This window comes from Emticicia sp. 17c, from assembly GCF_037153985.1.
Lineage (GTDB): Bacteria > Bacteroidota > Bacteroidia > Cytophagales > Spirosomataceae > Emticicia.
On the sequence record NZ_JBBAYI010000023.1, the window covers coordinates 27318 to 39369 of the forward strand.

Here is a 12052-nt window from a genome sequence, read left to right on the forward strand (position 1 = left end):
ATATGACAGATACGCAGAAATTTTAATATTAAATTTCTTGAGTCGCCTTCTCCTTACTCAGGTCATTGTATTTCATTTTTCATTAATAAAATATCACAAGAAAAACACTATTCGTTATCCATATAGCTTTTTAACTAGCTTGCTCTTGTTGCACAATATATATGCGGTTTTGAGCTTCGCTAATTTTAAATAACTATGATATGCGGTACGGTAATTGTAACTTTTACTTGGCAAATAAGTAGGTTTTAAGGAAATAATATTCTAAATAATAATTGGTTGACCTTGTCTCGAGTAGTAACTAGAGAATCTAGAAACTATATCTTTTTTGAATGAGGTTGAGATACAAAGCTCTATTTTGTATTTTGATTGGTTAAGTATATCAGTTAGTAAGATTGATTTTATATCTTGAAAACAAACAACCCCACCATCGAAAAAGCTAAGGTATTTAGGTAAAAAATGATAAGCATATTCATTATTCTTTTTAATACTTTCTCGTTTATTATTTTTTTTATTCCCTTCTGGAATATCTGATATTAAATCTTCTATATTTACAATTTTTACTAAAGTAATAAATTTAGCTTTGGGAGTAGGACGAGATGAATCAATTACTAAGTCACATGTAGGAGTTATAACTAAATAATATTCATCTGCTTCTTCATTTTTTACAATATCACCTGTAAAAATAGTCTTTTGATGTTTTTTTATAGGCCCTTTTATATAAACTTCAAGACTATAATAATTATCATATTCTCCTTTATTATTTATTTCTAAATACTCTTGTAAATGGGACAGAGTATATCTTAACAAGGCATTTTTTGTATCTTTGGTCTTGGATTCTTCTATCCAAAATGGCATAGTATGAGTCAAATAATTCCAAAAAATTTCATTTAAATAGCTTTCAATATGACCTTTTTTATTTAGTATATCAATTATGCCTGTTGCTTTTAACGCTTTAATTTCATCAAAAATAGTCGTTATTTCCTTGTCATAACGACTATAAATTTTCAAAAAAACACTTTCTTTACTTTTAAAGTCTTCACTTAATTCTTCAATATTAGCAGAATAAATTACTATTGGAAAACGTAAGTTTTCGTTTATCTCTTTTGCAATATCGCTACCTTCAGTAGGTATCTCGGGATTATCTAACTTCAAATCTATAATTGCTGCATCATAGTTATTACTTTTAATCATCGCTAATGCGTCTTCTTTATTTAATGAAAACTCAACATTTATATCTGGGTATGCTACTAACGAATCAGTGTAAAGCTGTATTAAAGATTTATCATCTTCTACTATTAGTAATTTTATATTCATCTTTTAATTATATTTATAAATTTCTACTACGAATTTAGCTCCATTAGAATTTGGCATAGCATTAATTTCCCCATTATTTCGTTGTAAAGCTTCCATAGTTATTGTTAAACCTAGCCCTGTACCATTGGATTTTGTAGTAAACCCTGGTTCAAATATTTTTTGATTTTCAATATAGTTTTCATTAATACCAACTCCATTATCTAAGTATATAATCTTGACTTTATCTTCAAAATCTTCAACATATATCTCTATAATTTTATCAGATTTATTAGCAATTTTCAGCCAATAAATGCTATTTTCTATTAAGTTTGTAAATGCTGCAATAATGTCAAAATCCCAGCCATTAAGAGTAATTGTCATAGGTGCTGAGAAATCTAATTTAATGTTATAAAGCTCTATATCTTCCTCATAAATATCAATAGAAGTACGAATAGCTTTTATTAAGTCAAACTGCTTTTTACTATTCCGTTTTGAAATAGCAATTGTTCGTAATTTATTAAAAAGCTTAATAAATAAGTCTGCTTGTACTTTGACTTCTTGTAGCCTTGAGGAGATTTTTTCAATCAGGTTTTTGGTAATTGTATTGTCTTGAGAAACTAATTTTTTGTTTATTTCCTTTTCTAAATCATTAAAAAAAGAAATAACATTCTTAGGTTGATCTCTTAAATACATAAGGTGCTTCCCTGCTTCATGAATAACAACGTTTACTACCTTACCTAAAGTCGCTTGTATTTGGTAAGTCGCTATTATTTCATTAATTTTTTCTTCTTGCTCTATTAATGTTTGATTTATGCTATTTACTTGCTTTGTTTTCTCACTTTCAGCTTTCTTTATTATTTTAGAAACATGATTAACTACCTGTAAACTTACTTGTGCTTTATTTAACTCATTAACAATTTGAGTATAAAGACCTGTTAGTTCAAATGCTTTTTTTATTTTTTCCTCTGGCCTTTCTTCTTCATTAATACGATATTTTCTAAAAATGAATCGCCTTTGTTCCATCTCAGAAATCACACTTAAAATTATTTTTATTAAAGCATCATATTTATCGTTTTCTTTAAGACCTTCTCGAGTCGCTTTTTCTTCAAGCCCTGAAATATCTTCACTTTCTATGGTAATTAAACCGCTGATTTGATAAGAATCTAAACGCATAGTAGGGTTATTCACTCTACGTTTATTTAATCCAATCCAATCAAAATCTTTATCGCCATATGGACGTATACTAAAGTTTTCTCTAATAATTCCTACACCTGCTAACTCATTTAAAATAACAAGTAACTCTGGATTTGTATATTCTGAGGCTTTTTTATTATATAAATTGCTTTCATAAGTATTTTTTATAAAATCCAAACCTAATTTATCCCTATCTACAGCTTTGATATCAAATAATATTTCTCCGCAAAAATTTTCTATAGGAACTTCTATAATTTCTTTTTCTATTACTGTTTTTTCTACAGTTGATTCATAAATATTTTCGTAATCAAAAGAAGCAAATATTCTGCCCTCTTCCTGGTAAACTTTGCCTGATATACGATAATGATATAAGTCAATAGTTGGATAAGGTTTAATCTTTATTTTATCATCTTTATTTTGATCTTTTAAATAAAAAATAATTTCAAATTTATCTTCGCTATCACTATCTTTTGAAGGAATTAATTTTTTTAGGTTATGTATTAATATTTCAACTTCTGAATTACTCCAAATATCATAAGTAATAATTTCGATTTTTGTACCCTTACTTTCAGATTGAAAAGCTTCTACTAATATTGGTACTTCATCTAGAAATTCATATTTTTCATTTTCAAATTCACGCCAATCTATAACAACAATGCATTTGATATTTGTCTCTTTGGAAGTGGTTTCCATCAAAAAATCATTCCCTAAAATTGATGCTGCATATCTGCCAATTCCTTTCTTCCCTTGCACTTTTCTTTTTCCACTTTTGCTAGTGGAATTTTTTTGTTTATTATCTGTTGATGGTACGAGCCACTTTGAATGAATTGTTTTTAAATCCATTCCATGTCCATCATCTTCTACTATTATTTTTAGTTGTGGCAATAAACTATAGGCTATATCTTTTAGTCTTAAATCCCACTCCTTAACAATATCACTTTTTTTCTTGATTTTTGATAAAATTGACGATATTTCACTACCAAATTCAGTTTTCACAAAGCTGCTTATTGAATCAAAAGTATTTTTAGCTGGGAGGTATTCAAATGTAATTTCTACCTGACTTGCATCAGCATCATAACTATTTTTGACTAATTCAATTACAGCAGTATATCGGTCCTTAATTATTCCTTTTCCAACTGTCAGTATGTGTCTTGCAGCAGGTCTGATTCTATATTCTTGAGAAGATATTGGTTGGAGTTTATTTGCCATAGCATTTCTTTTATTTTAATAGCCACTACACGAGCAAAAATAGGAGCAACAGCATTTCCTATTTGTCTAAAAGCAGCACTTCTTGTTCCTTCAAAAAAATAATTATCTGGAAAAGACTGAATTCGCGCGGCTTCTCTAACTGTTATAGACCTAAGTTGATTAATATCAGGATAAATGTAATAATGTCCATCTTGTTCAATGTGAGCAACAACAGTATGAGCAAAAGGTAAATCTCCTTCAACTACACTAAATCTGTTATTAAAAACATTTTGATTTTTTTGTGTTTTCAAATCTTCAGGTAAATCTTTATAATGTAATCTTTTATGCTCTCTAAACCACTTTTCAATTACTAACTTATATATTTGTCTATCGTTCGAATTTGTTGGACGAGCAATGTGCCAAGTTAACACATCTTCTTCAGTTCTTATCCCAAAACTATTCAAGTAAGCTGTTGGAGTTGTTCTATAAGTAAATTTATTCCATGATTCTCCTTGGGATATATTCGGTAAGTCGTCTAAAATATCCCTTTTAACCTCGAAAGTACTATTGTCAATTGTCCCTATGGAAAAATCAGGATACCTTAAATTTAAAGCACTTTGCCACCCAATTATTATTACTCTTTTACGTTTCTGAAGTACTCCAAAATTAGAAGCATCTAATAGTTCAAAATCTATTGTATATCCAACCTCTTCAAATTCAGTTTTCATTTTTTTAATAAAAAGTTCAGAATCAGTATCCTTAGCACTTAGTATACCGGGAACATTTTCAAAAACAAACAATTTTGGTTTGTAAACTTCCAAAAACTTAATATATTGTTTATAAAGAAACCTTCGTGGATCATTATTTTTTTTGTCTTCATCTCTAACTCTTGCTCTTCCTACAATGGAATATGCTTGGCAAGGTGGTCCACCAACAATAACATCAATTTCTTGTTTATCAATCTTTGTGACAATATCTGCAAATGAATTATCACTTATCTCAGAACAAATTACAGATTGAAGAAGAGTTTGAGGAATTAGATTATGGAGTTCAGCTCTAGTTATTTTTTTCCTTAAATAGTCATAGTAACTTTCTAAGTTTGATATTTTTTTTAAGTAATGAAAAGCAAGTCTAGTTTTTAAGGTCTCACAAGCATATTTGTCTTTTTCCACATGAGCTATTGGCATAAAGTTTTCTCTAATAAAACCCTCTGATAATCCACCAGCCCCAGCAAATAAATCAATATATTTGAACATTTTATGATTTTTTTTCAAAAATATTCATAAAAAATATAATAAAAAAATAATTCATAAAATTAAACTTTTAATGATTATTTTCTCAAAATCACTTTAATACTAAATTTTTAATATCTTGTTTAGTTATTTAGATTACTAGGATATTTCAGAACTATTTAACAAGCTATTACTAACTGTATTGTTACCATTCAATAGTCATACTTCCCGGACGTATACATGGGAAAGAACAACAACAGTAGTAATTTTCTCATTTATTTAGTCAGTTTAAAAGTCGTCCGGCAAAATAAAAAAACTTGCCTTGAGTTTGCAAGTTTTTGAAACTGTTCTTTTGAGAAAATTATTTCAACTTACCATGGAAAGCAAAGTCACTTTTATCTATGCTTTCCTGAATAAATATTAATCAAAAAATTCTATGGCTAGCCTGATAAAGATTGCCCATAGCACACCAGGTGCCAGTAACAAAACAAAGAATGCGACAAGTCTGTGTTTACGTAACAGGTATATCAACAGTGCCAGATAGACAATCATCACTAGCGATAATGATAGACTTACCCTTAATTTCTTCTGATTTTCCTTCGCACTAAGAAACTGTTTGAAAGTCATCCCTCCAAAAATCTCCCGCTGAAACTTTTCTATCCTCGATTGTGCCATTGTCGTGATATTTCATTTTTAAATAAATCCCCTCGAATCACAAGGGGATTTAATGGTTTACGAAACTTTTGGAGTACTATTCTTTTTATCATTTTTACTAAATAAAAGCCATGAGATAAGCCCGAGCAAGCCCAGTCCGGCCATCACCACCACCCCCTGCAATACCTTTTGATTGGTCTCCTGTTTGGCCGTTGTCTGTTTCAACTCCAGTGCCTTACTGGCCAAAGCTATCTTTTGGGTGTCTTCTTCCTGCTCTGCAATCTTCAATTGCTGCTGCAACTGCTCAGTTGTGATTTTCGCTATCCGCACATTGTCTTTGGATACAAATATCTTTGAAATGGGGTCTGCGATGGAACCTATCGCAGCAAATATCCCTGTTATAATATCCATGTTTTATCGTTTTTTGAATTTCCTGTAAACCCCATACCCAATCAGTCCGGACACAAACACAATTATGGCACCCAGTAAGATATTCATTGTATTCGGTTTGATGCCTGTATCCCCCGAAGCCGTTACCTTTTTGTCTTCTTCTCCTCCCAACAAGCCATCCAGATAGCTCTGAAACTCCTTGTCCTTCTGTGCCTTTTCCTTTTTGTCTATATCGGTCTGTGAAGCATCCTGTACCTCTCTCTCCAGCACATACGCATTCCCTACCGTTTCTCGCTGCAAACGGGCATTAAAACCCAGAAACCCATGCTCAAACCACTCGTGGTTCCACGAAATGTTCTGGTAAATAGCCCCGTTGAACTCCACGGCTTTCCCTGTAAAGGTCCCAATCGCAACGTTGGGGTCTGGATAATCGGGCTTGTCAACCTTGCTCTTGACCTGATAGTATTTCAGCATTTCGCCCTGCCTGCCAACGTTTCCGATAAAGTTCAGCTTATCCCCACTCAAACTCATCGAATAGGCACTGAACCCATTGCCTTCCTTCTGGTCAGCCGGAATGTAGATATTAACTGTTACCCCATTTTTGGGGTAGACGGGTGCGCCGTTTTTAAATTGTGCCATTGTTCTTTTTCCGTTTGATTAGTGTAATTGTCACTAGCAATCCCATCAGGGCTACCAACCCCCAGCATATCTGCCGAACCAGCCGTTCAGCTTGTACCGAGGTTAGGGTTCGCCCCTCTGCAATACTTTTGTAGAGAACCACATTCAGGGTCTTGAAACCCTGCCACCATTGCCCACCCCGACGCTTGAAGCTGTAATACCCGCCTTCTGCTATTTCCAACGGGCCTTTGATGACGCCAATATGATCATACTTTTTGCCTGCAATCGCCAGCGCATCGGTGTAGTACTCAGGATACACAAAGTTGCTCACCAAGATGTTGTTAATCTGGTAGGCATTCGCCTGTACAGGGTCTGCAATTTCCATCAACAGGTCTTCTGAGGCGTTTCCATCCTTGTCCACATCCAGGTTAGTGACCTGCCTGTCCAGGTAAGGGTTCACCAGCTTCTCAATGATTTCGTGGGAACACGTGATTGTCCAGCTAGAGCTGTATTTGACCAGCCCGAACGGGTTGCCTGAGGCGGTTCCAACGGCATAGCCTTTGGCCCCTGTTCCGACGATATTCCCTACCATGTTGTCTACAAAATGGTAGCCGTTCAGCCCTTCTTCGTCCATGATGTCTACTATCCACGTAAACCATGCCCCCGACGGTGCTTCATATTCATTCCGGCAGGAAAGGATGGTGGCATCTACGCCGTAGACCGGATACAAATCGCGGCTTACCTGTATCTGAAAAGCTGCAATGGCTCTGTCCATCTCCGCCTGCGGGATTCGCCCCGTCTTATCGATAACGGCTATGACTGTCATGCGGCTGCCCCCCTTATCCGTCTGCTTTTCCGGCTTCTCTTGATGGCATACGTTATGCCTATGCCCACCAGTGTAAGCGTGCTGAGAATACCGGCTATCAACCAGAATCGCTGTGGACGTGTCCAGTTGACGAACACATCAAAAATTCTGGCTTCTGCCTTGCGGTCAGGATAGTGGTAAGCAGGGTTGACCTGATAATCAAAGTCGGTATCCCACAGCATATACCTGCGGATACGCATGAAGTCAGGACTGCCATCGGGTAGCAGGGCATCTGGTGTGACAAATTCGACATACTGCAGGTTTTGATAAGGGACTATATCTCCGGTGAAAAAGCCAACCGTGTCGTTTTTAATCACATTGTCTACTTCTACCAGTCTAAGCCCTGTTCCATTGTCTGCCAGCTCATATATTTTGATGTTGCTTTGCGCAACGATGATGTCTCCCTTTTCGATTGTCGATAATCTTTTTACGCCTAGCATATATTTCACAATTAAAGATTAAATCTTACTGGTTCGCCTTGGCCAGCAAAGACGAAAACGTCTATACTTAAAACCGATTACTTTTGTATGGGTGGAGGAACGCTTGGGAGTGGGTGGCTCTTACGCTCGCTTCTCTTGGAGAAATACACTATTAGCCCTCCGGTAATCAGTATCCCTGCCAGTGCCAGTACATAAATCAGGTTGCGCTGTAACCACGTCTTTTCTGTTTGTCCGTCTCCCTCTTCATTGTTGACTGAAGTCGTTGTATCGCTGCCTGTGTCTTTCTTAGTCTGGTCTGTCTTTTTACTCAAGCCCAGTACTGTGCCTATCGTATTCAGCACTGTACCAATGGTGCCTAACCAGTCAAAAGAAGATTTCTTCTTTGGGCTTGGACTGTCGGTCTTGGTGTTGCTTTGCGGTGAATAATCATAGTCAGGGTTAGCCACAAAAGAAACTGCCATCCCCTCCAGGTAATAATATTTCTCCTGACTGAAGTCAGGGCTTTTGTCATCGTTGAGCGCAATAGTCAACACGATTTCATCATAATTACTCCCCGCTATCTTCCTGACATTACCCGTAAAGAAACCCACCAGCTCGGTCGGATAAACGGTGTCATAGTCTTGCAGAGACTCTCCCGCCAACTCCTGAAGGCTTACCACCCCTACCGCTTTGACGATGTCCCCTTTCTCTTTCCCTGTTTTTGTTTTTTTACCCAGCATCTTTCTTCGTATTTAAATATTTTTTAGGCTACTAATGGGGCTGTAATCAAAACCCAATCTGTGGGGCTTATGCGCTCATACTTTTTGCCTTGTGCATAGTAATAGATGAGTGTTCCCACCGGATAAGACACAGCCGGATAGGTTGCGTTCAGAAATGCCTTATCAACCACATCTGTATTATTGTTGGTATAAATCGGGTTGCTGTACCTGCTTATCACCCACAACGTGCCGTTTGATACAATTTCTAAAACTGCATACTGGCTTCGTAAAACAATGTTGTCACAAGCCCCTATCTTTTGCAGGGAAACTGTCGCCACCGTCACTGTATTGGCTGAGGCATCAGTCTTGGTCAGCACAAACCTTTTGCCCGTGTGCGTGGTGGCATCCGGTAAGGTCTGGGTTTTGTTGCCTGTACTGGCATCGGTATTAATGTACGTCGTTTTGAGCGTATAAGCCCCACTCGTGGTGGTGTTAGCCACCACCTCCAGACTGGCATCCATCCAGCTCACCCCTGTCCACCAGACAGGTCGACCAATATCGGTATCGTAATACATGAAGCCTCTGGTCAGACCCGATATAGGAGGGCGGCTAGCCGTGGGACCAAAAATAAGGAGCTGTAAGGGATACCAACCCAAATTGTTGGTTCCCAGCATTTTCAAATACAATGCTCTGTCTAGGTTATAGGCACTCTGGTTGATATACACATCGCCAGGATTGCCCACATAGTACCCATTGGGGTCTGCCTGAGTGCTGCCCCCTTTCTTAGGCGCAAACAATAAACGCCTGCCTGCGGGTAAGCTAATCGACTGCAACGAACTCGACACAAAGTCGACAAAATTGATGTCATCCAGCAAGGTGACGAACTTCAGGAAAAAATATCGGGTGATGGCTACCGAAGGATTCAGTACCCGCCACGAAAGAAAATTAATGCCGGAGTAAGTCCCTGACTTCCCTGTTTCATCTTCGCCCCCGATACATAACTCGTTCCGCCATTCGCTCTCGATGAGCTGCCGTCTGTCTACCAGTCCCCTGATATTCAGGTTCGAGACTCGCTGATTCACATTAAAGTTCCTCACATAGAACGCCGTTGAATACTTCGCGTTGGTTGATTGAATATCGATGTTGATATTTTTTATTTCTGATGGACTGGCAATGTCATAGCCTCCAATGGCCAACAAGAAACATTCGCCATATTTGGGGTATCGTGTCGAGCCAATATCCTTGATGTGAATGCTCAGGTTATCACAGCCATAGGTGGTCGTTCCCACATAGTGGATACCCAGCAACATTCCGGTAATGTCATAGTTTTTGGTTACGATGTTAAACGTACTGTTGCTTACGGCAGTCGCATACATTCCACGGTGGACATGATCGGCATAGACATCAAACTGGCAACTGCTGCCTGACTTCCATAGAGCCACCGGATAACCCACGTGTTTTGCGTATACCTTGATGACTGAGTCGGACAAATTCCCTTCGTCTGCCTCGAAGTTGCCACTCCAGATACCGTAGGAAAGCCCTGAAGCATTGAGTTTGACCGATAGGTTCGTACAAGCATTTTGTATTTTTATCGCCGTCCAACCCAATCGATGCTGAATGGTATTGTCCTGAATGGTGCCATGAAAACTCATGTTCAGGCTTGCGTTAGAACAATTACTCAAGGTCAGCAGGGTGCGCGTAAAGTTAGCCGCTCTGAATTTCCCGCTAATGCCACTTACCCCTGGCAAACGGTTGGAGATAAGCGTAAAGGTAAACGTAGTGGCATCAACGACCGTAATCGTCCAGTCGCCATTGTAAGCTATGTCGAGAAAGTCCCACAGCACGATTAAATCGCCTGTGGCTCGGGCATGAGGCGCACTGGTGACAATGGTAGCCGTCGTACCTGAATAACTGGCAGTTGCCGTGGTAAAATCGGTAACAAAGTCGGTGTTGATGAGCTTGGCATTGTCATCCATCAGGATGGAGAAATTACTTTTCCCTGTGATGGTAGACTGAACGGAAGCTGTTACTTTGTAGGTGCCTTCAGGAAAGTAGACGGATTTGGCTTTGCCGGAATCAATCAGGTCAAAGACAGCTTTGACGGCTGCCGAATCATCGGTAATGCCGTCGGCAACTGCCCCAAACCACTTGGGGCTAATAGCCCCTCCGTCAAGTTGATGTTCATACACCACTAAATCACTCGTCACCAGTACTGTCCCCCGATTGTCTTCAGTGGCTAGTCCGATACCGCGCTTTTTCCAGTAAGTCCCTTCCTTGCCATCATCGGTCAGGATATACCCCTCTGCTTTTATGTCATTGACCCCTAATGCCCTTAACTGAGCCGTCGTCAGACGGGGAACCAAAGGGTTTAATTCCTCGGCTTCCACCAGTCTTTTCAGCCCTGTATTTTTTCTAAAATACAACTCGTTCCCTTGTTGAATTAGTTGCTCTTTTCCGAAACTCATAGCATGATCGGTTTTTTGTAGGAAATAATTACCTGGCCTGTCACCGCTGTAATGGCAATGGCAGCGTAGGTTAGCCCTGGCTGATACGACTGCTCGTCAAAAATACCTTCCTGATACTCAGTGCCATTAACTTTGGCTGTCCCGCTGAGTATCTTCCAAGAATACTGTATCACCCCTGAAGGAATCGTGAAAGACGTTTCGCCAGATTCATCCAGGTTGACGTATTGGGTTTGTACATTGCTCAGCACAATAGTCGGAGTAGCTGGCGTAGCCGACGTTGCCGTAAGATTGACTGTGGTGGGGGTACTGGCGACACTTGCCTGGGCAGGTCTATTGCTCAGACTTTGAAATATCCGGTACAGGATATATCCCCCTGCAATGCTTATCAGCGCAATTCCTATCTTTTTCATCTCAATCGTTTGTTAATGGGTTATGATTCCTAAGGCTATCAACAAGCCTTCGCCTAAAGCCAGCTTTCGCCAGATGCCCTTGCGTTTCTGTTCTTTTTTGAGCTTGTATTGAAAGAAAAGACTGGAATCGCGGTAAATCCGGCTGGAATCCTTGTATGCCTTTAACTGCACTTGCAACAAAAATCCTGATGCAAGGGCAGAATCCAGTCGCGCTTTGGTCTGGTTGGCTTTCCTGATTTCACTCATACCAATCTGGTAACTACTCTGTGCCAAAGTTCTGTTTGAACCTGCGATAAGCATCAGCATCAGGCTCATGACGGACGCTATCCATAATTTTTTCATGTGTCTCTAAGATTTGCTGGTTAAGGTCTATGTTATGCTGGTGGGTGGCTTCACAGGCGCGATGGCCTCTGTGATAAAAAAACAGGCTCAGGATGGTACTGTATACCACAAAAGCCCCTAATAGCCACCATTCTTGTTTATTGTCTTTCATTGCTTGACGGATTATTGTTCCGATTTAAAGGATTATTTTGCGCATAGTTTTATAGTGGCGTAAAGTAAAGTGCGGCTTCTTTTGCTCTTCGATTGGTCAATCCTGCTATGAC

13 protein-coding genes are annotated in these 12052 nt (G+C 38.6%); all 13 read right to left on the minus strand.

The genetic code is table 11. The features are described 5' to 3' along the window. Positions 1 to 261 precede the first annotated feature (261 nt). A complete protein-coding gene (locus WAA15_RS23695) occupies positions 262 to 1314 on the minus strand; it encodes a response regulator (protein ID WP_337045337.1) in 1053 nt (350 codons plus the stop codon). Positions 1315 to 1317: 3 nt separating this feature from the next. Next, the gene (locus WAA15_RS23700) at positions 1318 to 3696 is read right to left on the minus strand and encodes a sensor histidine kinase (protein WP_337045338.1); all 2379 of its coding nucleotides are present in this window, start codon (positions 3694 to 3696) and stop codon (positions 1318 to 1320) included. Then, entirely contained in the window at positions 3627 to 4931 is a 1305-nt protein-coding gene (locus tag WAA15_RS23705) for a DNA cytosine methyltransferase (RefSeq protein ID WP_337045339.1), read from the minus strand. Before WAA15_RS23705 ends, WAA15_RS23700 begins: the two co-directional genes overlap by 70 nt. Before the next feature lie 396 nt (positions 4932 to 5327). Next, complete coding sequence (locus WAA15_RS23710; protein ID WP_337045340.1) at positions 5328 to 5582, minus strand: hypothetical protein; 255 nt, start codon at positions 5580 to 5582, stop codon at positions 5328 to 5330. Positions 5583 to 5639: 57 nt separating this feature from the next. Further along, the gene (locus tag WAA15_RS23715; protein WP_337045341.1) at positions 5640 to 5972 is read right to left on the minus strand and encodes a hypothetical protein; all 333 of its coding nucleotides are present in this window, start codon (positions 5970 to 5972) and stop codon (positions 5640 to 5642) included. Positions 5973 to 5975: 3 nt separating this feature from the next. Beyond that, positions 5976 to 6590 carry a hypothetical protein gene (locus WAA15_RS23720; RefSeq protein ID WP_337045342.1) on the minus strand — a complete coding sequence of 205 codons (615 nt, stop codon included), beginning with the start codon at positions 6588 to 6590 and terminating at the stop codon, positions 5976 to 5978. Then, positions 6577 to 7395, minus strand: a complete 819-nt coding sequence (locus WAA15_RS23725; protein WP_337045343.1) for a hypothetical protein — start codon at positions 7393 to 7395, stop codon at positions 6577 to 6579. The genes WAA15_RS23720 and WAA15_RS23725 overlap by 14 nt, the downstream gene beginning before the upstream one ends. After that, entirely contained in the window at positions 7392 to 7634 is a 243-nt protein-coding gene (locus WAA15_RS23730) for a hypothetical protein (RefSeq protein ID WP_337045344.1), read from the minus strand. The genes WAA15_RS23725 and WAA15_RS23730 overlap by 4 nt, the downstream gene beginning before the upstream one ends. Positions 7635 to 7951: 317 nt before the next feature. Then, complete coding sequence (locus tag WAA15_RS23735; protein ID WP_337045345.1) at positions 7952 to 8593, minus strand: hypothetical protein; 642 nt, start codon at positions 8591 to 8593, stop codon at positions 7952 to 7954. Positions 8594 to 8616: 23 nt separating this feature from the next. After that, a complete protein-coding gene (locus WAA15_RS23740) occupies positions 8617 to 11037 on the minus strand; it encodes a glycosyl hydrolase family 28-related protein (RefSeq protein ID WP_337045346.1) in 2421 nt (806 codons plus the stop codon). Beyond that, positions 11034 to 11447 carry a hypothetical protein gene (locus WAA15_RS23745; protein WP_337045347.1) on the minus strand — a complete coding sequence of 138 codons (414 nt, stop codon included), beginning with the start codon at positions 11445 to 11447 and terminating at the stop codon, positions 11034 to 11036. The genes WAA15_RS23740 and WAA15_RS23745 overlap by 4 nt, the downstream gene beginning before the upstream one ends. 12 nt (positions 11448 to 11459) lie before the next feature. Beyond that, positions 11460 to 11789 carry a hypothetical protein gene (locus WAA15_RS23750; protein WP_337045348.1) on the minus strand — a complete coding sequence of 110 codons (330 nt, stop codon included), beginning with the start codon at positions 11787 to 11789 and terminating at the stop codon, positions 11460 to 11462. Continuing rightward, positions 11707 to 11940, minus strand: coding sequence for a hypothetical protein (locus tag WAA15_RS23755; RefSeq protein ID WP_337045349.1), 234 nt, complete (start codon positions 11938 to 11940; stop codon positions 11707 to 11709). The genes WAA15_RS23750 and WAA15_RS23755 overlap by 83 nt, the downstream gene beginning before the upstream one ends. Positions 11941 to 12052: the final 112 nt, after the last annotated feature.